Here is a 24,247-nt window from a genome sequence, read left to right as displayed (position 1 = left end):
TTTTATAATAAATCTATTCTTTTCATCTATTGGGGTATAAAATCCAATACTTATATCCGAATTTGAGCATATTGAGATGATGTATTTTCTGTTATTTTCAGGATGATTATTTCTCAAGCATTTTTTTCTTCTCCTCATATTCTTCTTTATCAATCTGGCCTGAAGCAAGACGTTTATTTAGAATATCAATAGGTGTTTCCTTTTTGGATTTTTGTCCGGGAATGCTATACGGGGTAAAGAATATCCAGAAAAGAAAAAGCATCCAGATGATCCACCATCCAAAGTGCATTCCCCAGAATTGATAATGGTCGTAATACATGATATTATTTTATTATGTGTGAACGTCAAAACAGGCTGTTTTTTATTGATTTTAATAAATATTCGTTAAAGCGATATACGGTTTTGGACGGTTATTAATATTTGGCAGCTTGTTTGATTTGTTTTTTTACCTTTCTTGAAATAGGTCTAAGTGATTTTTTTACAATCTTTTCCATTTTGTTGGTCAGTTCACAATCGTTAGTAGTGAGTACTCTGTTTACCGCTTTCAAAAGTTTGTCTTTCAGTAGCTTGGTTACTGAGGATTTCTTTTTTATTTTTATGTTTTTCTTTTTCATAATTTTTAAAATTGAAGGTTAATTAAAAATCCAACTAAAAAGCATTGCTAATTAGTGGATTTTAAGGTTTATGTTATTTAATGACTCTGTCTTTTAACAGTTCTCCATCTGTAGAATAGAAAAGTTCTCGTTCTGAAGCTCCTTTTTTTACCTTAATCTTATATACTTTCATCGGTTTCATGGTGGTATCTCTATAGATAACTTCTTTTTCTCTGGCAATTTTCCAGTCACTGTAATCACCATTTCTTAGAGCGTATGAAATAGGGTCAGGAACATCCGAATTGACCATTTCCCGAACAGAAATTTTCTTTCCATCCTTAGAGTATACCGCTTTTAGATGAGATTTAGCATCTGTAAATTCTGCAATGTAGTATTCAGAAGATCTGGAAGATTGCATTGATGGGTTATACTCATACCATTCGGCGTTATTAGCTTGTTTTGGATATCCTCGCCATACCACATTAACGACTGATGGATATTCGTTAACAAAGTTTTGATTCACTAAATTTGGAATCCGCGACTGAGTTACTGTCCTATCTTCTGTCTTTGTATTCCTTTGTCCATAAAGGATCGTTGTAAACGCAAAGGACATTACCGTAATTGCGAATACTTTTAAAATTTTATTTTTCATTTTTTCTGATTTTAGATTGAAATATAATTGTTGTCCACTACACCCGTTAGAGAAACAACTCCATCTTTGGCAGTAACCCGAATTTCGGATGAGTGTAATAGAGGTTCCCATCTAATGGCATTTTGAACATCTCTTTGTAATTCTGAATTTGTTTTAATGGTAGTAGTTATTGAAATTTACTATTCTAATCATGTAAATCTACCTCTATTTGTTAACACGTGCTTGTATAACAATAATAAGTTATTGCATGTATCACACATTTATAGTATTTTAAAACGAGAGTGTGTCTTTTATTGAGATTATTTTTAAAAGTAAATAATCATTCAATTGAAATTAAAGTAAAGTGAGAAATGCAGTAATCTTGAAAGAAATTGAGTTGAGAATAAAATTTTGTATAGGAGATTTATAATAAAATAGAAATATGTTTGCTACAATAAATTTGTAATATTTTATTGTAAATATCATTTTTTTTAAATATTTATTGTTAAAAAATAAATCTTTTCGGTACTACGAAAAAGTAGTGATTTTATATGATTTCTGTTGTCCAATTTTACATCACCAATAATCATAAAAATCACCATTATGAATATCGAAAGAACAGAATTTATAGCCTGGATGGAGAGAATCATGGAAAGATTTGACCTACTGAAAGAACAAATGCTTAAGAACCAGTCCAGATTTATAGAAGTAGACGGGGAACAGCTTCTGGATAACCAGGATGTTTTACAGCTTTTAAAAATAAGTTCTCGATCATTACAGCGCTACCGTACCTATAAAAAGCTGCCATACTATACCATCAGCGGAAAGCTGTATTATAAGCTTTCTGATGTCCATCAACTCATCCGAGAGTGTTTAAACTCTTGATCGTAACAAGACATCTACAGCCAAATCATTCACCACCATTCCAATCTTTTAGAGCATCATAATTGAGCTTATACCTTGGTTCCATTAAATGAAATACAATGGAAAATGAATTGATAAACCATCAGGAACCTAAAGAACTCAAACCATCAACAGACACACTCCTTGTCCTGAACATTCATACCAATCAGGTTGAAATGGTCAAAGGAATTGATCAAGATGGGAATCTTCAAAAAATTCCTCCACAAGAAAAAAAAGATAATGAGCCGCTGATCAGAGTTGATAAACATGGCGATATTTTCTCCAACTTCTTTTCCAATTTTTACCGGCAGCTTAAAAATCCCACGCATTTCAACTTTTTCAAGGTATCGGAATACGATGCTGTTAATACTGCCAAGGATCTTCAGAAGTATGTCGATCAGGCATCTCCTGAAGAAAAAGAAAAGCTAAAAGACTATGAAGTGTTACCAAAGAATAACAACAATCCAAAAAATCAAAATACAATGGACAACAACACAGACAATCAGGAGTACCGTTTTCAGCCGGAACAGATCGACTGGAAAACGATGGAAAAGTTTGGACTTAATCAGGAAAAGCTTGAAAAAATGAATGCGATGGATGCATTACTCAGAGGTTTTAAAACCAATACACTAATTCCCATCACTATTAATCTGGGAACAGCAGTCAGTAAGATGGATGTTCGATTATCCCTTCAGACAGGAGATACAGGGCAGGTTGCCGTTCATCTGCATGGAATCCGAAAGGAGCCCAGTTTCAATAATAAATTTCTGGGTCATCAGTTCACGGATGAAGACAAGAAGAATCTAAAGGAAACCGGGAATATGGGCAGAGTAGTAGATCTGGTCAATCCTAAGACGGATGAAATTATTCCATCAGTGATCAGCCGTGATCGTTTAACCAATGAATTGGTAGCCTATCGGGCAGAATACATGAAAATCCCTGATGAAATCAAAGGAATTAGGCTTGATGAACATCAGAAACAAACCCTATTGGAAGGAGGACCATTGTATCTTGAAGGCATGACTTCTAAAAAAGGGGAATTGTTCAATGCCACCGTACAGTTCAATGCAGACAAGCGGTATGTGGAATTTTTGTTCAACAATAACCAGGCACCGCAACAAAGACAACAACACAATCAACAGCAAACTCAATCTACGGCTCAAGAAGTACCCAAAGTATTCAGAGGAAAAGAACTGGATGATTCACAGTATGAAAAATTCAAAGCCGGGCAAACCGTGTACGTTGATGGTCTTACTGATGCTAAAGGTAAAGCCTATCAAGGTTATATTACCTTCAATAAAGAGACTTCCAAAACCGATTTCTCCTTCAATCATCCTAATAAGCTCAAAGAAGAGACAAAGCCTACAGAAGATCATAAAACCCAAACTGCGGTTAATTCTCAGGGTAAAACCAATGAAGCTACTAAAAATGTGAAAGAGCCTTTAGAATCCAAACAGCAGCAGCCTGCCAGTCAACAGCAGGAAGACCAGCAAAAAAAGGTTAGAAAACCAAGAGGACAAAAACTATAATAAACATCTAAATCCTTGATATGAAAGCAATCATCACAGAAAAACCGAGTGTCGCAAGAGAAATCGCACAATTGTTAGGAGCCCATGAAAAGAAAGATGGTTATTTATCCGGTAACGGCTATTGTGTCACCTGGGCATTAGGACATCTGATCGCATTAGGAATGCCGGAGGATTATGGTATAAGAGGCTTTAACAAAGCCTCTTTGCCTATCTTTCCCAAGCCCTTTATTCTAACTCCCAAAAAACTAAAGAAAACAAAAGGCTATGAGCCTGATCCTTCAGCTTTAAAACAACTCAACACCATACAACAAGTCATCAGTCAATGCAGCAGTATCATTGTCGCAACAGATGCAGGAAGGGAAGGAGAGCTGATCTTCCGTTATATCTACCACTACCTACAATGCAACAAACCTTTTGAAAGACTCTGGATCAGCTCCCTTACGGAAAAAGCAATACAGGACGGTTTTAAAAACCTTCAGCCAGGCGATACCTTTGACGGTTTGTATCAAGCTGCTAAAGCCAGAAGTGAAGCGGACTGGCTGGTAGGAATCAATGCTACTCAGGCATTAACCATCGCAGGGAACCAAGATGTTTATTCATTAGGCAGAGTGCAGACGCCAACCCTGGCTTTAATCTGTCAACGGTTTCTTCAGCATCAAAACTTCACCAAGCAAAAATACTTTCAGATTCAGCTGAGCCACAGAAAAGAATATACAGACTTCACCAGTCTTTCGCTATTACAATGGGAAGAAAAAAAGCAGGCAGAACAAATCCAAAAGATTATAGAGCGAGAGGGAAGAGCTATTGTAGAAGATGTATCTGTTAAAACAGTACAGGAGCAATCTCCATTACTTTTCGACCTCACAGAATTACAGAAAGAAGCCAACAGAAAACTGGGGCTTTCTGCTGATGAGGTTTTACAAACAGCCCAAAGCCTCTATGAGAAACAGTTCATCACTTACCCCAGAACCGGCAGTAAATATATTCCTGAAGATGTATGGCCTGATATTCCTGAGCTGGTCAGAATACTGAATCAGACCGAACCCTTCAAAACAGCCATAACCCATTTAAAATTCGGAAACTTCAACAAGCGGATTGTGAATGATGTAAAAGTTACCGACCATCACGGATTACTCATAACAAGCAAAACACCTTCCGCACTTATTGCTACTGAAAAAGCCATTTATGATATGATTGCTTACCGCTTATTGGAATCCATATCCCATACCTGTACAAAGCAAGTCACCCAGATCCAGATAAAAGTCCATCATTACGAATTCCAGGTCAAATGCTCAAAAATACTCAATCAGGGCTGGCGAGCCATCAAAGGGATTCTTTCTGACAATGAAAATTCTAATAATAAAGATGAAGTCCTTACAGAACTTCCGGAATTCAAAACAGGTGATGAACTGAAGATTTCAAAAACCGAATTACTTGAAAAAACAACCCAGCCTCCCAAACTTTACACAGAGGCTGACCTCTTATCAGCGATGGAAAATGCAGGCAGATCTATTGAAAACAAAGAAGAACAGAAAGCGCTATCCAATATCGGCATCGGAACCCCAGCCACCAGAGCTTCTATTATTGAAACCCTGCTCAGCAGGAACTATATCACCAGAAAAAGTAAAAGCCTACATCCCACCGATAAAGGCTTACAGGTTTACAACCTGGTCAAAGACAAAAAAATAGCCAATGTCCAAATGACCGCAGAATGGGAAATAGCACTGGATAGAATTGAAAAAGGTGAACTCAATAAAGACCAATTCATGAACGACACCCAAGCCTACACAGCAGAAATCACCAGCGAACTTTTATCACTCCATATTCCCCAAGAAAACATCCCACAATTAAAATGCCCCAAATGCCAACAGCATCATCTTATCATTAAAGAGAAAATCGTAAAATGTCCTGATGAACAATGCAGTTGGATTCTCTTTAGAACCATATGCGGAATACAACTCAGTATTAAAGATCTTACTTTACTATTAACTCAAAACAAAACATCATTAATCAAGAACATGAAAAGCAAAAACGGTAAAAAGTTTGATGCTTATATAGTTTTAAAAGAAGATTTCAGTACTACATTTGGATTTAGAAAGAACTTCTAGTTAAATATAATTACAGTATAGGGTATTAACTCACGAGAGCTAGGTGTCCATTTCCGATGATATCTGGAAATGGACTTTCCATTATAAATGTTTTGCTTAAAAGGGAAGATGTGAATGTTCAAAAAATATAATAATCTGGAAATGATTAAGCATTTTTTGTCTACCCATCGATAAGAATCTCAATTCATAAGGGTAGCCATCTAGTTCTGTATATTCTAACTCTTTTTTGCCTTAAGTACGGAATAAATTGACTGTAATGAAAGTTTTGATAAATCTATATTCCATAATGGCTGACTTTGATTAACAACAAATTGTGTCTTACTATGGATATCAAATTCTTCTATAAAACAATAATATACCCATTTAGTAATAGTGATACGTGTTTTTCTTTCCTTATGATGAACTAAACAATAAAGCGAATAGGTTGTCTTGGTATTGAATGAAACAAGTTGAGAAAGGATCTGTTCTTTTAGGAAAATTGTTCTTCTTATAGAAGTCCATCCTGCCACCCTTTTGACTCGTCCTTTGTTGGATATAGCAAATCGTTTATCAAAGCCGGGAATAATTTTCCACAATTCTTCAGGAAGATCCTTTAGTGATAAATTCATGCAGGCTGGTGGAGTATCTTGATTAACATCGGGCCTACCTAACTTTTCCCATAAAGAATTATTAAGCAGCTTGTCTGAACTCTCTTTATTAGTATTTATTACAAAATCGTCTATTGTTGGAACATAATATTTTAAAAACCATCGGAACCCACCCGCGGTTAAAAACTTTTTATTGATAACACCCATAATGCTCTCCGGAGCAATACCCAGTTTCTTTTTAACAGCAAACATACTATCAAAATCTTCCAGTAGTATTCCATCAATACTGTATTGGCTGACGGGTTGTGTATAGATAATTTTACGGTTTTTTGACCTGTTTTTTTCAAAAACCCTTACTCGTATCTCATGAGAGGAACTTTTTTTTAAATTCCGAGAATGTATATGGAATTTGTTCTCATCTTTAGTGGTAATGAGAATAGAACGGTCCTTATAATTAAATTTTTCATTAAAGTGATAATATACAAGACGTATGACAGATTTTCTGTGCTTTTTACCGTCTAATGATAATGTACAGTGGACATTATAGCTATCATCCCGGAGATACTTATTGGAAGATTTAACAAAAATAAGCTTCATAATTATTTCCTGCATTTTCCATTCTTTACCATTAGGAAGAGGTGTCCAGCGGGCACGACTCTTTACCCGACCATAATTAGAAATGGAATAGTTTTCATAATTCTCAATCGGCTTCCATTCTTCATCCGGAAGATTTTTTAAAGAAGTATTGTAAAGAACTTCTTTAACATATTTATCTTCAAACTCAGGGGGTAATGTCATACTAAAATAATTAAAAGTATATTTATGGTAATCATTACAAAAATATAAAACTTAAGGTAAAAAAAAGCAGACGTGATAATAAGAAATAGATTGTTACTAAAAACTATAATGTTGTAATCTTCAGCCATATTCAATATTGCTAAATAACCAAAAGAACAGGTAACGACATAGCCATTACCTGTTGTATATTCATTGCCCTATTCATTTGCTTCAAAAATTAATGCTATCTCTGGCAACATTGGATTGTTCTAATAATACCATTTTGATATCGATAATTATTGGGATTTATATTAAATACTTTGTCTTCTTGTTTTAGGCTGAGGTTTATTTTGTTTTATCTGCTGAGTTTTGTTTTTAGTTGATTGGTGACCAGTAGATAATGGTTTATTCATGTTCTTAACTGCTTCAGTGGTTTTACCTTGTGAATTAACATCCAGATAGATGGCTTGTTCAGCTTTAGATTGTGATTGTTGTTGGCGTTCTGTATGATCAAACATAAATTCCACATATTTTTTATCAGCATTAAATTGTACATATGCACTAAAAAATCCTCCTTTTGAGGAGATCATTCCTTCAAGATATAATGGTCCTCCTTCCAGTAGGGTTTGTTTCTGATGTTCATTGAGCCGTATTCCTTTAATTTCATTGGGAATTTTGATGTTTTCAACTTTGTAGGCAACCAATTCATTGGTCAGCCGGTCTCTGCTGATAAGGGAGGGAATGATTTCATCAGTTTTTGGGTTGATAAGATCCACCACACGTCCCATATTTCCGTTTTCTATTAAATTCTGTCTGTCTTCAGGGGTAAATTCGTGGCCCAGAAACTTAAAATTGAAATTGGGTTCTTTTCTGATGCCATGGAGATTGATCCTTACATCTCCTGCATCATTGTTGCTCAGTGAAAGACGGGCATCTATTCGGATAAGCGCTGATCCGAGATTCAGACTAATTGGGACTAAACCGTTGTTTTAAATCCTCTTAACATGGGTTCCAAAGTATTTGCTTTTTCTAATTTTTCCTGTGTTAGTCCAAATTTTGACATCATTTCCCAGTCAATCTGATCTGCAGAATATTGATACTCTTTTTCTGATAATGGATTTGTACTCATACTGTTGGTATTTTGGGTTACTATATTATAGGTGTTTAGAAATTCTTGGCCCTCCGTACTTGGATGTTCTAGGTGGTGCTGAATCTGTTTTCCAATCTTTTCAGTTTCTTTAAGAGGAGAGATAAAGAAGTTGAATAAAGTTGGGTTTTTGAGCTGGCTAAGAAAATTGGAGAAAAAGTTGGTGAGCATATCTCAGTTTTTATCAATTTTTAAAAACTGATTTTGATTTTTTTGAGTATTGGATACTGTTTTCAGATCTCCTTTTCCATCAATCGTCTTCACTGCTTCAATCTTTTGGGTTTTGGGATTGAAAACCAATAAGGTATTGAGTGAAGAGGGAGCAGGATTTTGAGTGTTTGTGCTATCTTCCATGATGTTAAATATTGAATTAACATTGAAGTTAGGGGTAATAGGATAAGATCAGATGAAAATGGCAGTAAAGCTGATTATTTGGCTTGGATTGTCTGGAATACTAGATGAAGTTTGATTTTTCTTAGCCATTTGTTATCATTATTGCAATAATAATTAATTTTAGTTTATCTAATCTAAATGAGAACTAATACAAGAAAAAACTTTATATAGAACAAATTGTGAGAATAAAATATTTGCAATTTTTTATGAAATCCAGAGTTTATATTTCATAATAAAATTTTAAATATATTTTTAATCTATTAAAGTTCTATTTATGAACGTGATAAAAAACTATTAAATTAAATTCTTGATATATAGAATTAATGTATTATATTTGAAATCTAATAACCAAAAACTTATTTAAACAATGAAAAAAGTATTTTTTTTAAGTGCAGTCGCTTTTATTTCTTTCTTAAACTCATGTAACAGTGATGATTCTTTTGATAATGGTAATAATGCAAATAATCAAAAAGAATTAACCATCAAAAATAAAAATCTGAGCCAGAGGAGTGAAAGTGATATTGTAAAATTACTTGAAAACAAGTACAAAATAGCAATTAATAGTGATGTTGCAATTGATGAACAAAATATAAAGTCATTAGATGAATCTCTAATAAACGCTATTGAATATAATGGATATAAATTTTTAATTAATAATAAAGAAACATATGCCATTCCTTTTAAAGATAATCAGCAAAAATTTCTACTTTCAAACTTTAATGATCTTCAAATAATTTTTGAAAATTATGTTGATGAAAATGGTAACGGAAAGATTATTATTACCTCTGATGAAGAAATCGTGACAAAGTTATTTGAAAGTGGAAAATTGGTAAAGGTAGATATAATTGAAAAAGACCAAAAGAATTCAAACATGTCAGCAAGAAAAAGCAAATTTAGAGTTTGTTTTGATCAAGCATATGATGATATTTGTGATGGGCCTATCGGCTGTACAGCATGGTATACTAGTCCATTACCAGCGTTAACTGCAATAGCATATTGTACTGCAACTACTTAATTAATTTATTATGAAAAATAAAAAAATTCTATTATTAATTTTAATAATTTTTACAATAACTGCTGGTTCAATATTAAAAATCAATCATATTAAAATATTTGGCGATATATTGTTACTTATTGGATCACTATCATTAGTTTATGTAATCATTAATATTCTGACTAGTAAAAAATTAAATTAAAATTACTACTCCGATATAATATTCGGAATTTTTAACTTTCTATGATATAGGAATAAATTTGCTAAAAATAAATTTATTATAACAAGAATAAATAAGAGCCTCTGATAATTTAGAGGCTCTTTTTCATATTAAAGTCTCAAAAAATGATCGTAAACAAGACCAGCAATTTGAGTTGTCCCTAATTAAAGAATGAAAATATATTCAGCATTAGGTAGCCTTCCCAGTTTTTCAGACAAATTAAAATTATTAAATTTAGTTTGTTAAACCTTATGAAAAAGAGTAAATTTTCAGAACATCAGATTATCAATATTCTGAAAGAATATGAATCTGGAAAAGCGACAAAAGATATTTGTCGTGAGCACGGAATTTCTGCAGCTACTTTCTACCAATGGAAGCAGAAATATGGGGGGATGGATGCACAGCATCTTAAGGAGCTTAAAGCATTACAGGAAGAAAATGCCCGACTTAAGCGGATGTTTGCTGATCTGAGCTTGGACCATCGTATCTTAAAAGATATTATAGAAAAAAAGCTTTAACCCTCTGTGAACGAAAGGAGCTGGCTGAAGGGGTAATCAGAGAGACAGGAATCAGTGTTCATAGAGCCTGTAAAATCGTGTGTATGAGCCGTAGTATGTATTATTATGGTTATAAAAAAGACGACCAGGCAATTATTTCAAAATTGCTGGATTTGGCAGAAAGATACCCCACCAGAGGTTTTGAAACGTATTATGGTAAGATACGTTTGGAAGGTCTGCTTTGGAACAGAAAAAGAGTGCTTCGGGTTTACCGAAATATTAATTTAAAACTAAGGGTTAAACGTAAACGCCGTATTCCAAACCGAATTAAAGAGAAGCTGAGTGTTCCAGGTAGAGTGAATGAGACATGGTCAATTGATTTTATGAGTGATGCTTTGTCTAATGGCATGAGGTTTAGGGTGTTAAATATTATTGATGATTACAATAGAGAATCATTGATCAACGAAGCTTTCTATTCAATTCCAGGGGGCAGGTTAGTACAAAGGTTAAAGGAATTAATCACATACAGACCTAAGCCCAAGCGCATAAGAACGGATAATGGTCCAGAATTCCTCTCCAAAGTTTTTGTGGATTTTTGAAGTTAATAATATTGAACTGCAGTATATACAACCTGGAAAACCAGCTCAAAACGCGTACATTGAGCGTTTAAATCGTACCTTCAGAGAAGATGTTTTAGATGCTTATTCGTTTGGATCTTTGATGGAAGTAAATGCAATTGCTTATGAGTGGCAGATCGATTATAATGGCAATCATCCGCATAAATCTTTAAATGGACTTAGCCCATGGTTATATGCTAAAGAATATTTGGGTAACTAGAAATATTTTATATTTATCAATTGTCTGAGAAAAGGTAAGTCTTCAAAAACTGGGAAGGCTACCAATGATATAGAATATGTTTAATATTCGCAAAGCTGAATTAGAGATCGATTTAAAGGAACTGAGGATAACAGGAATAGAAGACTAAAACAAGTTTACTCAATAAAATTATTATATCGCAAGACTGTATGAAAACTCAAGTTGAGGGTGAAAATGATAATGTTATTTTTATATCAACTGTTGGATGGAGTTGCTCCATTTTTTAGGATACAATTCTTATAAACTTTATCTTTAAGAGCATAAAAAAATCAGAAAAAATTACAGTTTAGAAATCGAAGCTTCGACATTGCCAATTTATATAGAAACATTTTACAATACCCAGAGAAAGCATTCAGCTTTAGGGAATTTAACTAAAATAAAAAAGTATATAAATTTTGTGTTAAAAATAGTTACAAGTTCACTTAATAAGTGTAATCGAAAAATATACTTATAATAATAGAATTTTTTATATCATCTTATTGCGAGGCAATCCTATTTCATTTTCCTGGGGATAAGGTTTTCGCCAAGTCATACTGATATCTTCTTGCAGATTACCCTGAGCTTCCAATGATTTTTCTTTATCCATAGAATATCTTGGATCCAGAATGAAAGGCATTTTTGCCATTTTATGAATGGTAACAGTAGGAAAATGGAAATCTACTTCTACTGTTCCTAATAAAAGATAACAGCCGCCTCCCTGAAAAGGATATTCTTCAAGACAGTTTGGAAAATGAGCGGTATCAAAATATTCTCCTTCAGCATCAATCCAGGTTCCGAAGTACATTGTTCCTTTTTTAGTGGGTACATGCTTTCTTGAAATAAGATACGCCAGCATTTTAACCTGATGTTTATGAAACTTCAATAAGTCTTTTACCAAAACAGAGCCTCTGTATCTGGTCTGTAATAAATCAAAAGGACTGAATGAAACAGGAAAGCCTACTATTTCTATTTCATCAAAAGCATCTTCAAATGGGTTTCTTTCTATAGCGGGAAGCTGATAATCTTTCTGAGGCTCATTCAGTAATGTTGGATGTCTCAATGCAATTTTATTATTTCCCAAAAGAAATCTTGATTCAATCAGTAGTTCATGTTTTTGTTTTCTGGTAAAGCGGAATGCTCCGATAAAGATTAAAATTTGTAATGTTTCAATACCAATAGGAATTCTTTTGATAAAGTTTTCTAAAGAAGTATACTCTCCATTTTGATTTCTTTCATCAGAAATGAGCTGTGCTAATCTCGTTTCCAGTCTTTCAATATGTATGAAACCCAAATAAACATCCGAGCCATAAACCGTTGTTTGGTACAGGCTTAAATTAACACAAGGATTATGGATTATTGCTCCCGACATCCGAGCTTCATGAATGTAGACTTCAGTTCTGTAGAAACCTCCGCCGTTATTGATAGCAGAGACCATGAATTCGATAGGGTAGTAAACCTTGAGGTATAAGCTCTGATAGCTTTCCACGGCATATGAAGCAGAATGTGCTTTACAGAATGAGTATCCTGCAAAAGATTCGATCTGCCGGTATACTTCCATGGATAGTTGTTCAGGATGTCCCAATCTTTTACAGGATTCAAAAAAGTTATCTTTTACTTTCTGTAAAGCAGATAAAGATCGGCCTTTACCACTCATAGCTCTTCTCAGTACGTCACCATCAGGGGCGGATAATCCTCCGAAGTGCAGGGCAATTTTAATAACATCTTCCTGGTAAACCATAATGCCGTAGGTTTCCCCCAGCTCTTTTTCAAAAACCTCATGGAAGTACTCAAATTTTGTGGGATTATTATGCCTGAAAATATACTCTCGCATCATCCCGCTTTGCGCCACTCCAGGGCGGATAATGGAAGAGGCCGCTACCAATACTTTGTAATTGTCACATTTCAGTCTTCTTAGTAACCCCCTCATGGCTGGAGATTCAATATAAAAACAGCCGATGGTTTTTCCGGAACTTAAAAATTCATTACATCTTGCTTCATCTTTTGATAGAGACGTATCCCGGATATCAATATCAATTCCTCTTTTTTCCTTAATCAGCTTTACAGTGTCATCTATAGTACCTAATCCTCTCTGTGAGAGAATATCAAACTTTTCAAGACCAATCTCTTCAGCAGTGTACATATCGAACTGTACAATCGGAAAACCTTTGGGAGGTATTTCCAATGCTGAATAATTGGTAATGGGTTCTTCTGATATCAGAATTCCACAGGAGTGCATGCTTCTCTGGTTAGGAAACTTTTCCAACAATTTTCCGTAGTAATGAACCTGTCTGGATACAGAATTATTATCATGCTCCTGGATGGGTTTTGTTGCAAGTGTATCCAATTCATCTTTCGGAAGACCGAAAACTTTTCCTACTTCCCGGAAAATAGAACGGTACTTAAATTCAACATTGGTTCCGCAGAAAGCAACATGGTCTTTACCATATTTATCAAAAATATATTCCAGGATAATATCCCTGGCCTGCCAGCTCCAGTCTATGTCAAAATCCGGAGGTGTTTTACGGTTGAGGTTTAAAAACCTCTCAAAATACAGATCCAGTTCCAAAGGACATATATCAGTAATTCCTATACAGTAGCTGACAATGGAATTGGCACCGCTGCCTCTTCCTACGTGCATAAATCCCATCCGGTTGCTGTATTGAATAATATCCCAGGTGATCAGGAAGTAAGCACAGAAATTAAGCTGGTCAATGACTCCTAACTCTTTATCCACTCTTGCTTTTGCCTGTAGATTATCTTCGGAGTATCTTTTTGAAAGGCCCTCATACGCTAACTTCTTTAAAAGCTCAAAATCATTTTCCCTGCTATCAGTGAAATGCTTTTTGTTTTTAGGGGTTGAAAAGTCAAAATCAAAATGACAAGTATTGACAATATATTTTGTGTTTTCAATAATTTGTGGCTCATGCTGAAACTGAGCCAAAAGCTTTTTTTTATCAGTAAACATTTCATTGTCTTTACAGTAATGAGCTTCTGTTAGCTTACTGATCAAGGTATTGAGATCAATGGCCCTTAGTATTTTATGAAGCTCATATTCTTCAGGAGTTGTAAAGGTAATGGGATGCAGGATGACCATTTTATGGATGAACGGTTTCAATTCAGGTTGAATTAAAAGGTTGAGCTGGTCCTTTCTGATACCTATAAATTCATGATCTGCTAATTGTTCCGGAATATTCTCCAGTGGGTAAATAACAAAAGTATCTGTAAAATCAGGATTTGCTTTAGGAATTTCAATGCCTTCACAATTAAACGCAGTTAAAAGCCTGTTGATCTCTCCGATACTTCTCTGATTTCTGGACAGGCAGATATAATACAGTTCATCCTGAACCCGTATTTCCACTCCGACAATCGGTTTGATATTATACTCCTGGCAAAGTTTATAAAAATCATAGATCCCGGTAATGGTATTGATATCTGTAAGAGCTAAGGTTTTAATATTAAAATGTACAGCCTGCTTAACCAGTTCTTTAATAGAAATGGTTCCATACCGAAGACTATGATAAGAATGACAATTCAGAAACATCTTATACTTATTTTAATAAACCTGAGGCTCTTCCTACACTTGAAGTTCCAAACCTGTTCTTGATTTTATCCATTGTCTGGTACAGTGATATCAACTCTTCCGTATCTTCAAAGAGATCCATTTGATGGCATCCGTGAACCAGTCCGGTAAACTTTACTCCAACTAACCTGATTCTCATACGTCTGGTATATACTTTTTTAAAAAGTTCTAAAACATACCTGAGCAGGGTATGGTCAGCTGAGGTGTAAGGAATCCTGCATTGTTTGGTTTCCGTATCAAAATTGGCATACCGGAGTTTTACCACTACTACCGATACCAGCCATTTCTCTGCCCGGAGCTGATAACAGAGTTTTTCAACCATTCCTGAAAGTATACTTTGAATCCCCTGAATATCTATAGTATCCTGAGCAAAAGTATCTTCTGTAGAAATGGATTTTCGTTCAGAGTAGGGAACGACAGGGGTTTCATCAATTCCGTGTGCTTTTTTCCAGAGTTCATTTCCGTTTTTACCAATCAGCTGCCCAAGCACATCAACAGGCATTTCAGAAAGTGTTTGTATCGTTCTGATCCCCAGTCTTGAGAGCAGTTGAAAGGTTACATCTCCGACCATAGGAATCTTCTTTACCGAAAGCGGGTTTAAAAACGGCTGTATGTCAGACTTTTTCACTTCCAATCTTCCGATTGGCTTTGATTCTCCGGTTCCGATTTTGGATACGGTCTTATTGGTGGATAAAGCAAAACTTATCGGTAATCCTGTGTTTTTCTGTATGCTTTCTGCGATTTCATGGGTCCATTTATAGCATCCAAAAAACTGATCCATTCCGGAGAGATCCAGATAAAATTCATCAATACTTGCTTTTTCAAGAACAGGTACTTTTTCCTGAATAATCTCCGTTACCATATGGGACATATTGGAATACATTTCCATATCTCCCTTAATGACTTTTGCTTCGGGACATAGCCGCAAAGCCATTTTGATCGGCATGGCACTCCTTACTCCGAAAAAACGGGTTTCGTAAGAGCAGGAAGCCACTACACCACGGTCTCCACCTCCGATGATCACAGGCTTATTCTCCAATTCAGAGTTTTTCAGCCTTTCACAGGAAACAAAGAACGTATCCAGATCCATATGTACAATTGCTCTTTCCATGTGGTAAAATTAGTCACGTTTTGAAACAAATTTTGTATTTTTGTTGTCTAAAATTGTAACAATGTCGAAATTCTCTGATAACATCGTGTTTTTGAGAGGAAAGAAAAATATGACTCAGCAAGAACTGGCAGATCTATTATTTCTTACCCGATCCAGATATGTCGCCTATGAATATGGCAGAACAGAACCTCCTATTGAAATATTGCTTAGAATTTCAAAATTCTATAACATCAGCATTGACCTACTATTAACTGTAGATGTCAGAAAATTTTCTATCGATGAACTCATGGAGCTTCCTGAAAATAGGATTGTTCTGCCTATAAAGGTTGATCAGGATGGAAACAATCAGATTGAGATTATCCCCCAAAAAGCTTCTATGGGCTACTTGAATGGCTATGGAGATCCGGAATACATAGAAAGTCTGGAGACCATATCATTACCTTTTTTAAAAGGGGGCAAGTTCAGGGCATTTCCAGCTGACGGAGATTCAATGCCCCCCTATAAGAACGGAACCTATATCGTCGGAAAATATGTAGAAAATCTTTCGGATCTGAAAACGGACAGAACGTATGTTTTCATTACCACCAATGATGGTATCAGTTACAAAAGATTTCAGTTTCATGAAGCAGATGGCATCTGGGTAAAGGCTGACAATCAATTTTATGAACCTTATAAAATTCCATTGCCTGAAATTAAAGAGATCTGGGAATTTGCCTGTAGCATTACTACCAAAGAATATGAGCCTGATGAATTTGCAGAACACCATATTCAAAATTTTATAACAGAAATTAAAACTGATATCAAACAGATCAAAGAAAAAATGGGAGATAAGAATTGAATTTATTTTGAGTACGCGGCATAATTAAAAAACTTCCCCGAAGGGAAGTAAAAACACAATTGATGAAAAAAAATTATTCCGTAGAAACGGAATGAGGCAAAGTTAAATGTTTTAAATACAAATTAAAATGGCTCAACTAAGTTTATTTGAAGCCGAAGAATTCTATGAGTTTCCAAAAGATCTTTTGGAATACAGAGAGAATTTCCTGAATAGGGAAGAAGCCGATCTGCTTAAAAACAAATTGTTGGAAACTGCTCCCTGGGAACAGCGTATTCAAAAAATGTACGATAAGATGGTACTTACTCCAAGATTGACCGCTTGGTATGGGGATTCAAAATATAATGATTCTGAAGCAGATAAAAAGCCAACCAATCCATGGACTCCTGAATTGTTTTCATTAAAACAAAGAATTGAAAAGGAATTTGGCTGCCAATTCAATGGGGTTCTGTTAAATCTATACCGTGATCATAATGACTCCGTTGCCTGGCATCGGGATAAGGAAAGCCGATATGGAAAACGACCTGTCATCGCATCCATCAGCCTTGGACAAACCAGAAACTTTGATTTCAGAAAGAAAGACCATCATCAGAGTAAATACAGTCTGCCACTCCCTCACGGATCATTACTCATTATGAAAGGAGATATACAAGAGAACTGGGAGCATCGTATTGCCAAATCGACTATCCCCATGAAAGAACGAATAAATCTCACGTTTAGATTGATTCAAATTGCTTAAATTCTGAACTTTTCTGATACGATCTTACTAAAAGATTTTTTTTTCATATTATATCATTATCTTTAACGTACTATTATAGCCATAAAACTTGAATGAAAACTATTGATTGGTCTCGGTTTAATTCCGATATTTTCACACATTTTTGTAACGTATTACTTTCTTTTGAATTAGGAAATAAGTTTGTACCATTTAGTGCGCCAGGAAAGGACGGAGGAATTGATGGGCAAATGATTACAGACAACGATCATTGGCGTTTTCAATATAAATTTAAAACAACACCTACCAAAACTGCTTTATCAAGTTTAAAGAGTGATTTGAAAAATGAATCATCTAAATTAACTTCGGATGTCTCTCATTATTTTTTATTAACAAATGTAGAGTTACTTCCCAATTCGATAGCAGAACTTACGAGTTTATGGAACGAAATAACTGATGGAAATGTTTTATTTGAAATTTGGGATGGTGCTAAATTAAACACCAAAATTATTGCATATCCATTGCTTCGATTATGGCTTGACGAAGGATTTGATACTGCTCAGCTAACCAATTATCGTGATTACTTTAGTTCACAATTAGCAAATAAAGATCCATTATCTCCTATAAGTCTAACAAATTATTATGTAAGGAATCAGAGTTTAGAAAATGCTCTTTTTGAATTTATTAAGTCAGATAAAATAGTATTTAATTTATTTGGTGAAGCGGGATTAGGTAAAACAAGGGCCATATTAGAATTTTTTAAAGCTTTAGAGACTTTGAATGAAAGGTGGGTGTTACTTGTGCTTAATAGTCATAATATAAATTATGATAGTGTTAATTATGCGATTTCAGGAGACACAAATCATATCATTTTAGTAGACGATGCCCATACTTTTGAAGATAATATCATTTATGATTTATTTTCATTGGTCTCAAAAAAAAGAGATAAGGCTAAGCTTATTATGACGAGTAGACAGAAAGGAATAAATAGTACAGATCTACCACTAAAAGAATTTAACTTAGATTTCGTTTGGAACTATCAAATAAATGCGTTGAGTATTTCTGATACAAAAAGCTTTTTTTTACATTATCTAACCACTTCTACTTTTAAAGCATTTATTGATGAACTTGTGCATTTCTCATATGGTAAACCTATTGTAATTGTTGCCATGATTAATGCTATAAAAAATAAGAAAGAAATTACCCAATTAAGGAATGATAACTTTCTAAAAAAATATGTTACAAACCATTTTAATGACTTTATATCAAAAATTAATTTAGAATTTAATTTCTCAAAAAATAAAATTCTAAATGTCATTTCTATTTTAGCACTAATTGAGCCTATAAATATTCATGATTCTGATGAGTTAAAACAAATTGCTGAAGTAACAGGAGTAGATGTTGAAGAAGTTGAAGAAATAATTTTTTATTTAAAAAACAGAGGTGTATTTGATGGTAAATCATCAATTTTAATTAAACCTGATCTTTATAGTGATATTTTAGTCTCTAATATAGAGAGTCGAAAGCTGACAAAATATATTGAATATTTCAAAAACAAAATTAATAATATATTAATTAATCTTAGTAGTTCTATTTCAAATAATGAAACAGAGGAGGTGTTAAAAGCATTATCAGATGTATATTTAAATTCTGTAAATTTTGTATCAAATAAATTTGATTTTTTAGATATTAGTTCTACTATCTTTAAAATTGGAGGACATTTTCCTGAAATAACTAAAGGTTTGATCACTATATACATTAAACGTTTAGCAGATACAAAAAGTGTTTTTTTTCAAGAACTTGAACAACTAAATCAAAATAAAGATTCTCAGAGTGCTATATCAAGCATTATAATAACCAACATTTCGAATCACCTTTCCTCCCTATTAATAAATAAAGAAAATTATAGTTTTGTTTTTAATGCTGTTTTTGAAATACAAGATAAATATAATATGTCTTCGATATTAGGATCTATTTATAGTTTTACAAAAGTAGATTATTATGATGGTTTTAAGATGGAAAGACAAATTGATTTTCTTGATCGATTGAAGTTTGAAGAAAAATTATTGAATGAAAATGAAACTTTCTTACTGATCCAAGTTTTCAGCTCATTTATGAAACTGGAATTCATGACTACTGAATCTTCTATTGACCGAAAGTCAATTAGCATGACTACATACAGGGTTCCTGAAAATGAAAACGTTAGGTTTGTCCGGGAAAAGGTAATTGAAAATCTTTTAAATCTTTTTCAAAAAAAGAATGTTGATTATCGACTAACTATTCTAAAAATTTTAATTGATATAGCGAGAGAGATTTTTAGTAATTATAAGAATTTACCACATTATGATGGAGAAAAAGAAGTTAGTAAAATTCTATCTTTTCTTACGTTAGATTCAACAGAATTTAGTAGCTCCGAAAAATTTTTTTTAAATGATCAGCTTAGGTTTTTTAGATTTTGGGATAAAAAGCATCAACATGTAGATCAATTACAGAATATTAAAAACAAATTATCAGCAACATCAATCGTTGAAGAGCTTGTCCACATTCTTTCAAGAAATTTTGATTTGGATAGAAGTAAGTCTTACGATGATGTTAGAAAGGAAGTAAGCAAAAGAATAAATGAATTATTAACAAAAGAAAACCCGAGTGAAATTGCAAATTCACTTATTCAAGCATACGAACTAAAAGGAAATAAATTTATTAATCTATATGTATTTACTCAGCAGTTGATATTGAAAGATGATAATTTTTTAATGGAGTTTTATGATGTTTTAAAAAACGGAGTTGATACTTTTTTATTTTCTCGAATCGCTCCAGATATTCTACAAAAGTTAAGGAATAATACTTCTGACCTTAAAATGTATATTAGCCTTGTAACAAATCTTTTAGAATTAGAAGACTCACAAATGGATAATGTATTTTTAAGTATATTTTCTAGTTCTACAGATATATATAGTAAGGAAATTTTTGATTTTGAAATTACATTTCTAGAAAAAATACTTATTAAAAAATCTGAAAAGAATGGTTATCAAATTGCTGAAATGATACCCACACTTATGGCTTATGATCCGACACTGGGGACCCGCGTAACGTTAGATTTTTTTGAGTACTGCCATCAAAGTCATGCTGAATATACTTTTATGTACTTGAATCGTTTTGATTCTAATTATAACTTGACCAGAAATTTGCTTTTACAGCATAGTTTGAGATTTTCAATATCATATGAATTTGAGATGGTTATGAATGTAATTCTTAGAAATGAAGGATGTAAAGTTATTATGGATTATTTTGATGAAAGATTCTTAATATTGGTAAATATTCTCAAAACGAAAAAAGTATATGATAGTTATGGCTTTGTTCCTGCAAACAATTCTTCTGCATTATTTGAAGACTTAGAACATTTAAGACCTGTATTATTTAAACATGCTGTAGATTGGTTTTTATCTTTGAAAGATAGTACAGTATTGTATTTTGCCAAATCACTATTTGAATATTTGGCTGATTCTAAGGAGTTAGCACCTTCATTAGCTAAAGTCATTGACGATTTGGCAGATGACTATAAATCGAATTACGAAATACAAAATAGATTACTTACCGTTTTGCAAGAATTTATTGCCCAAGATGAAAAATTTATAGACCTTATTTTGAGAATATTTGAAAATGCTAGCTCAGTTAAAACTGAAAATGATAGTCTAGAAGACCTTACGTCAAATGCCTATGTGGCATTGACTAATACCGGAGTTAAAATTGGAACTCCAGGAGAACCATTTTCACAAGATATTATACTGATGGAAGTTTTAAAAAGAAAAATATCTAATTATTCGGTGTTTTCTAACACATATGAACTACTTAATAATGCAATAAAATCAATTCAAAGTAGCATTGATCGTAGCAATGATAATATTTTTAACAACGAAACTTGGATATAGTATGGCTCCAGATAAAACAATTGAACTAGTTGATCTATCTTCAGAAATTAATCATCTAATTCAAAAAGTTAATGTACACGAGGTATCAGCAACAATCACCTCTATAAATTCAGATTTTGATTCAATCTATGAAATAAAGTCCTCGCCCAACCTGAAGGAATTACTGAATGGTATAAATTCAAGATTAAGAAAAATACAAACTATTTATCACGTTTATTTTGAAGATCTAGACGATCAGATAATAAATGGAAATGCAGCGACTTTACCTCTAGAGATTTCATGTGAGTTTTACTTTGACACAAATTCGTTTGTTAAAATAATGAACTTTGAATCTCCAGAAATCTATAAAGAATTAATAGATAATGAATTTCAAACATTTGTGCTTACAACTGCCTCAATATTTGAAAATATAGTTCGATTAATTGAAATATTAGGTAAAAAAGTTATTATCCATAAAACTAAAAATAAGCCTTTAAGTATGCCTCTTGGAATGTATCTAGATTATTTATCTTCACTATTAAGATTAAATTATCTTACTATTACCCCTTTCATTCAGTGCATTCAGAGTTATGAGCATTTTTTTAATATGTACTTAGAAACTATAAATTTACTGAGAAATGCCTATATTCATGGATATAAGACCAATTTATTATTCAACTCTAACGGCTACATGATAACGCTTTTTTGTAATAAAACTTTTTCAAGTAATTCGCCACAACTTGAACTTAAGGTATTTACTCAAACTATTGTCGAGCAATTGAGTTCATTTATTAGCGACTTAATTACGACATTGATTAATGAAGTTACTACAAGTCGAAATTTACCATTTTAATTCTTATCATATTTATAAATCGTGATCTATAATGATTTCCTTTAACTTTTTGGTGATATCGAATCTAGTATGTTCAAATGAGAGGTCTTGAAAAAGTTGTATCATTAGTTCGGTTATAAAATCAATTTTTATTGCAACTAAAAAACCTTTATCTTTATGATTTTCGGTCATAATCCCGACAAGATAATATTTGGGAACTCCATTATCATCTTTGTCATTAAAGTCAGGAACATACCAAAGACCGCTGCCACTAATTCCACTTAATTCTTTTGTTATCTGCGGTAAATTAGAATCAAAAGGTGCTACTTTTCTTTTATATTTGACTAGAATAAAATTATCTTTATTAAAACCGAATTTATCATAAACTCTTTGATCGACAGTTTCTGTAATAAATTTAACGGGTTGTGGTTTAAATTCAGCTTTACCAGAAATCTTCTTAACACCACTTACAGGATATCCAGCAATGAAGTAATATCCCTCATCATTTAAAATGTGATTTGTAATGATTTGCTCAGGAGTAATAAATTTCCATTGTTGATCATCAAAGTGTTTATTCATTCGTGGTGAGAATTTAAATAGAGAAAAGTCTACATCATCCGATTGATTACCTTTCTGAAAAGTGGTGGCTAGCACACCATTTAAATTTAAAACTTTAGTTCCTCCTGATGGTACTATCAAACCTTTCCAATCCTGGATATTTAAAAGATGTCCAGCACTAATTAGATATCGGGCTTTTTGTGTTTTTAAATATATTCCACAACCAACTGGTTTAGCTGATGGAGGGATAGGCAGCATAATTATTGGGGTATGGGTAAGAATTGAATTATTAATGGTCGGGAATAGTTTTACTAGGTCTTTGTTCATTTCAATGATTTAATATTATTTGATTTACAAACAAGGGAATAAGAGTTGTTTTAATTAATTTCTTTCTACAGCAATATAGTCCCGCTCTTCTCCAAATTTTCCACCTTTCATAACTCCTTGATTGTACAATAAAGAAATGGGATCACGGAAAGCATATAAGATTACAGAATGATAATCCATATTAACAAGATCATTGTTTTGAGGAAAGGAGTGATAAAGAATCTTATTGTAGTGAGGTTGTAGATGTTTTATTAAAGCTTTTTCAGCATCTAATGAAACCATTTTATCACTAGGAAGTTTATAATTTAGGATAAAGTCGGCCATTTCTTCCGGTGTGGCTTCTTTACCCCAGCTAACAATACTATTATTATCACATATCCTCATAAGAAGAACCATAATCTCATTTGATGGAATATTACCATAACTAAGAGGAGTTTCATTGATTAATATTTCCTGAAAAGTTGAATGATTTGACAATCTTTTACAAATATTTTGTTCTGTAGATTTGCCTACATAATGTATATTGAAATGAAGCATATCACGATAATCATCGGAAAATTTAGCGATAAGATCACCTTTCCAATGATGGTAAAAAAGTTTATCTGGTGAAAACCAAACGGCTAATTCACTCTTTTGGGTTGACATATCTTTTTCGTATATAGAAAATGCCTGCATTCCATCAAAAGGATATTCTATTTTTTTTTCTAAAGTGTTTCTTCTGTCATGTATTCGAAACTGTATATCTTTTTTTAAATCTAGTCTAAAACCATCTTGGTCTAACGGAAGCTCACAGTTGATAATCTTATTATTATGTTCTTGATGGATTTCAAATTTTATACTTTTCTTTGAGTAAGATAATTTATGAAAAGTGATTTCTTTTCTTTGTGCAATAATATATAAATGACTATCTATAACATTCTTATAGAAATTTTTGTTCCGTGTTAATAACCCTAGATGATAAGAACTAATTGGAGAATATCCCAATTCGATATCGTTGTATAAGATTCCTGTATGCATATTTAATTTTAGAAGTTTTCATTGGATCGTTTTATAATACCAATTGATAAAACTTTAATACCAAAAAAAGGAAGATCATGTTAATTTTACCCATAAGTATTGGCTTAAAATTACGTATAATCTTTTGATT

General features: G+C 33.1%; 22 protein-coding genes and 1 pseudogene. 11 read left to right on the top strand and 12 right to left on the bottom strand.

Translation table 11 applies throughout. From position 1 onward, the window contains the following. Window positions 1–106 precede the first annotated feature (106 nt). From JOE44_RS10760 to JOE44_RS25275, 4 genes are all read right to left on the bottom strand, one after another. On the bottom strand, window positions 107–319 hold the full coding sequence (locus tag JOE44_RS10760; RefSeq protein WP_209785585.1) for an SHOCT domain-containing protein: 213 nt from the start codon (window positions 317–319) through the stop codon (window positions 107–109). A 94-nt stretch (window positions 320–413) separates the two neighbouring features. Beyond that, entirely contained in the window at window positions 414–614 is a 201-nt protein-coding gene (locus tag JOE44_RS10755; protein WP_209785584.1) for a hypothetical protein, read from the bottom strand. A 73-nt stretch (window positions 615–687) separates the two neighbouring features. Next, on the bottom strand, window positions 688–1,245 hold the full coding sequence (locus tag JOE44_RS10750) for a PepSY-like domain-containing protein (protein ID WP_209785583.1): 558 nt from the start codon (window positions 1,243–1,245) through the stop codon (window positions 688–690). Window positions 1,246–1,256: 11 nt separating this feature from the next. Then, the gene (locus JOE44_RS25275) at window positions 1,257–1,403 is read right to left on the bottom strand and encodes a BON domain-containing protein (protein WP_209789166.1); all 147 of its coding nucleotides are present in this window, start codon (window positions 1,401–1,403) and stop codon (window positions 1,257–1,259) included. Window positions 1,404–1,827: 424 nt separating this feature from the next. Between JOE44_RS25275 and JOE44_RS10740 the strand changes: the two genes are divergently transcribed. From JOE44_RS10740 to JOE44_RS10730, 3 genes are all read left to right on the top strand, one after another. Beyond that, entirely contained in the window at window positions 1,828–2,109 is a 282-nt protein-coding gene (locus JOE44_RS10740) for a helix-turn-helix domain-containing protein (RefSeq protein ID WP_209785582.1), read from the top strand. Between the two features lie 98 nt (window positions 2,110–2,207). Beyond that, window positions 2,208–3,656, top strand: a complete 1,449-nt coding sequence (locus JOE44_RS10735) for a DUF3945 domain-containing protein (RefSeq protein WP_209785581.1) — start codon at window positions 2,208–2,210, stop codon at window positions 3,654–3,656. Window positions 3,657–3,676: 20 nt separating this feature from the next. Then, window positions 3,677–5,764: a type IA DNA topoisomerase gene (locus JOE44_RS10730; RefSeq protein ID WP_209785580.1), complete on the top strand. Its 2,088-nt coding sequence runs from the start codon at window positions 3,677–3,679 to the stop codon at window positions 5,762–5,764. Window positions 5,765–5,979: 215 nt separating this feature from the next. Here the strand turns inward: JOE44_RS10730 and JOE44_RS10725 are convergent, their stop codons facing one another. From JOE44_RS10725 to JOE44_RS25360, 4 genes and pseudogenes are all read right to left on the bottom strand, one after another. Next, window positions 5,980–7,149, bottom strand: a complete 1,170-nt coding sequence (locus JOE44_RS10725) for an NUMOD4 domain-containing protein (RefSeq protein ID WP_209785579.1) — start codon at window positions 7,147–7,149, stop codon at window positions 5,980–5,982. A gap of 290 nt (window positions 7,150–7,439) precedes the next feature. Continuing rightward, window positions 7,440–7,916 carry a DUF3945 domain-containing protein gene (locus JOE44_RS25370; protein ID WP_348635071.1) on the bottom strand — a complete coding sequence of 159 codons (477 nt, stop codon included), beginning with the start codon at window positions 7,914–7,916 and terminating at the stop codon, window positions 7,440–7,442. 120 nt (window positions 7,917–8,036) lie between these two features. Further along, window positions 8,037–8,191 (bottom strand): annotated as a pseudogene (locus tag JOE44_RS25365) (DUF4099 domain-containing protein); the annotation flags it as partial. Window positions 8,192–8,449: 258 nt separating this feature from the next. Then, entirely contained in the window at window positions 8,450–8,629 is a 180-nt protein-coding gene (locus JOE44_RS25360; RefSeq protein WP_348635053.1) for a hypothetical protein, read from the bottom strand. Between the two features lie 406 nt (window positions 8,630–9,035). Here JOE44_RS25360 and JOE44_RS10715 point away from each other — a divergent pair, with 406 nt between their 5' ends. The 4 genes from JOE44_RS10715 to JOE44_RS10700 all read left to right on the top strand — a co-directional run bounded on the left by JOE44_RS10715 (window position 9,036) and on the right by JOE44_RS10700 (window position 11,216). After that, window positions 9,036–9,683 (top strand): hypothetical protein, encoded by a 648-nt coding sequence (locus JOE44_RS10715; protein ID WP_209785578.1) that lies wholly within the window; start codon window positions 9,036–9,038, stop codon window positions 9,681–9,683. Window positions 9,684–10,133: 450 nt separating this feature from the next. Then, window positions 10,134–10,400, top strand: a complete 267-nt coding sequence (locus tag JOE44_RS10710) for a transposase (protein WP_047420085.1) — start codon at window positions 10,134–10,136, stop codon at window positions 10,398–10,400. An 83-nt stretch (window positions 10,401–10,483) separates the two neighbouring features. Next, a complete protein-coding gene (locus JOE44_RS10705; RefSeq protein ID WP_209785577.1) occupies window positions 10,484–10,978 on the top strand; it encodes a DDE-type integrase/transposase/recombinase in 495 nt (164 codons plus the stop codon). Further along, window positions 10,938–11,216, top strand: a complete 279-nt coding sequence (locus JOE44_RS10700) for an integrase core domain-containing protein (protein WP_209785576.1) — start codon at window positions 10,938–10,940, stop codon at window positions 11,214–11,216. Before JOE44_RS10705 ends, JOE44_RS10700 begins: the two co-directional genes overlap by 41 nt. A gap of 505 nt (window positions 11,217–11,721) precedes the next feature. Here the strand turns inward: JOE44_RS10700 and dnaE are convergent. Together dnaE and dinB are read right to left on the bottom strand one after the other, a co-directional pair. Further along, window positions 11,722–14,775, bottom strand: a complete 3,054-nt coding sequence (dnaE, locus tag JOE44_RS10695) for a DNA polymerase III subunit alpha (RefSeq protein WP_209785575.1) — start codon at window positions 14,773–14,775, stop codon at window positions 11,722–11,724. A 7-nt stretch (window positions 14,776–14,782) separates the two neighbouring features. Continuing rightward, window positions 14,783–15,925, bottom strand: a complete 1,143-nt coding sequence (dinB, locus tag JOE44_RS10690) for a DNA polymerase IV (RefSeq protein ID WP_209785574.1) — start codon at window positions 15,923–15,925, stop codon at window positions 14,783–14,785. A gap of 61 nt (window positions 15,926–15,986) precedes the next feature. On the opposite strand from dinB, the gene JOE44_RS10685 reads away from it, so the two are divergent. From JOE44_RS10685 to JOE44_RS10670, 4 genes are all read left to right on the top strand, one after another. Next, window positions 15,987–16,763 carry a LexA family transcriptional regulator gene (locus JOE44_RS10685; protein WP_076597460.1) on the top strand — a complete coding sequence of 259 codons (777 nt, stop codon included), beginning with the start codon at window positions 15,987–15,989 and terminating at the stop codon, window positions 16,761–16,763. A 127-nt stretch (window positions 16,764–16,890) separates the two neighbouring features. Continuing rightward, complete coding sequence (locus tag JOE44_RS10680) at window positions 16,891–17,499, top strand: alpha-ketoglutarate-dependent dioxygenase AlkB (protein WP_209785573.1); 609 nt, start codon at window positions 16,891–16,893, stop codon at window positions 17,497–17,499. A gap of 92 nt (window positions 17,500–17,591) precedes the next feature. Beyond that, a complete protein-coding gene (locus tag JOE44_RS10675; RefSeq protein WP_209785572.1) occupies window positions 17,592–21,404 on the top strand; it encodes a hypothetical protein in 3,813 nt (1,270 codons plus the stop codon). 1 nt (window position 21,405) lies between these two features. Next, the gene (locus JOE44_RS10670; RefSeq protein ID WP_209785571.1) at window positions 21,406–22,236 is read left to right on the top strand and encodes a hypothetical protein; all 831 of its coding nucleotides are present in this window, start codon (window positions 21,406–21,408) and stop codon (window positions 22,234–22,236) included. 12 nt (window positions 22,237–22,248) lie between these two features. On the opposite strand, the gene JOE44_RS10665 is transcribed toward JOE44_RS10670, so the two are convergent. Both JOE44_RS10665 and JOE44_RS10660 read right to left on the bottom strand, forming a co-directional pair. After that, window positions 22,249–23,100, bottom strand: coding sequence for a hypothetical protein (locus JOE44_RS10665; RefSeq protein WP_209785570.1), 852 nt, complete (start codon window positions 23,098–23,100; stop codon window positions 22,249–22,251). Window positions 23,101–23,154: 54 nt separating this feature from the next. Beyond that, on the bottom strand, window positions 23,155–24,117 hold the full coding sequence (locus JOE44_RS10660; protein WP_209785569.1) for a hypothetical protein: 963 nt from the start codon (window positions 24,115–24,117) through the stop codon (window positions 23,155–23,157). Between the last annotated feature and the right edge of the window lie 130 nt (window positions 24,118–24,247).

The organism is Chryseobacterium sp. PvR013 (assembly GCF_017833095.1).
In the GTDB taxonomy this organism is placed as follows: domain Bacteria; phylum Bacteroidota; class Bacteroidia; order Flavobacteriales; family Weeksellaceae; genus Chryseobacterium; species Chryseobacterium culicis_A.
The sequence above is the reverse complement of the archived record's forward strand: the minus strand, read 5'-3'. Positions and strand labels throughout refer to the sequence as shown.

Coding starts and splice junctions, on each gene's coding strand:
- JOE44_RS25360 (WP_348635053.1), bottom strand. CDS start 8,629: ATGGAAGATAGCACAAACACTCAAAATCCTGCTCCCTCTTCACTCAAT.
- JOE44_RS10660 (WP_209785569.1), bottom strand. CDS start 24,117: ATGCATACAGGAATCTTATACAACGATATCGAATTGGGATATTCTCCA.
- JOE44_RS10680 (WP_209785573.1), top strand. CDS start 16,891: ATGGCTCAACTAAGTTTATTTGAAGCCGAAGAATTCTATGAGTTTCCA.
- JOE44_RS10685 (WP_076597460.1), top strand. CDS start 15,987: ATGTCGAAATTCTCTGATAACATCGTGTTTTTGAGAGGAAAGAAAAAT.
- dinB (WP_209785574.1), bottom strand. CDS start 15,925: ATGGAAAGAGCAATTGTACATATGGATCTGGATACGTTCTTTGTTTCC.
- JOE44_RS10730 (WP_209785580.1), top strand. CDS start 3,677: ATGAAAGCAATCATCACAGAAAAACCGAGTGTCGCAAGAGAAATCGCA.
- JOE44_RS10715 (WP_209785578.1), top strand. CDS start 9,036: ATGAAAAAAGTATTTTTTTTAAGTGCAGTCGCTTTTATTTCTTTCTTA.
- JOE44_RS10700 (WP_209785576.1), top strand. CDS start 10,938: ATGGTCCAGAATTCCTCTCCAAAGTTTTTGTGGATTTTTGAAGTTAAT.
- JOE44_RS10705 (WP_209785577.1), top strand. CDS start 10,484: ATGAGCCGTAGTATGTATTATTATGGTTATAAAAAAGACGACCAGGCA.
- JOE44_RS10735 (WP_209785581.1), top strand. CDS start 2,208: ATGGAAAATGAATTGATAAACCATCAGGAACCTAAAGAACTCAAACCA.
- JOE44_RS10710 (WP_047420085.1), top strand. CDS start 10,134: ATGAAAAAGAGTAAATTTTCAGAACATCAGATTATCAATATTCTGAAA.
- JOE44_RS10760 (WP_209785585.1), bottom strand. CDS start 319: ATGTATTACGACCATTATCAATTCTGGGGAATGCACTTTGGATGGTGG.
- JOE44_RS10755 (WP_209785584.1), bottom strand. CDS start 614: ATGAAAAAGAAAAACATAAAAATAAAAAAGAAATCCTCAGTAACCAAG.
- JOE44_RS10675 (WP_209785572.1), top strand. CDS start 17,592: ATGAAAACTATTGATTGGTCTCGGTTTAATTCCGATATTTTCACACAT.
- JOE44_RS10725 (WP_209785579.1), bottom strand. CDS start 7,149: ATGACATTACCCCCTGAGTTTGAAGATAAATATGTTAAAGAAGTTCTT.
- dnaE (WP_209785575.1), bottom strand. CDS start 14,775: ATGTTTCTGAATTGTCATTCTTATCATAGTCTTCGGTATGGAACCATT.
- JOE44_RS10740 (WP_209785582.1), top strand. CDS start 1,828: ATGAATATCGAAAGAACAGAATTTATAGCCTGGATGGAGAGAATCATG.
- JOE44_RS10750 (WP_209785583.1), bottom strand. CDS start 1,245: ATGAAAAATAAAATTTTAAAAGTATTCGCAATTACGGTAATGTCCTTT.
- JOE44_RS25370 (WP_348635071.1), bottom strand. CDS start 7,916: ATGGGACGTGTGGTGGATCTTATCAACCCAAAAACTGATGAAATCATT.
- JOE44_RS10670 (WP_209785571.1), top strand. CDS start 21,406: ATGGCTCCAGATAAAACAATTGAACTAGTTGATCTATCTTCAGAAATT.
- JOE44_RS10665 (WP_209785570.1), bottom strand. CDS start 23,100: ATGAACAAAGACCTAGTAAAACTATTCCCGACCATTAATAATTCAATT.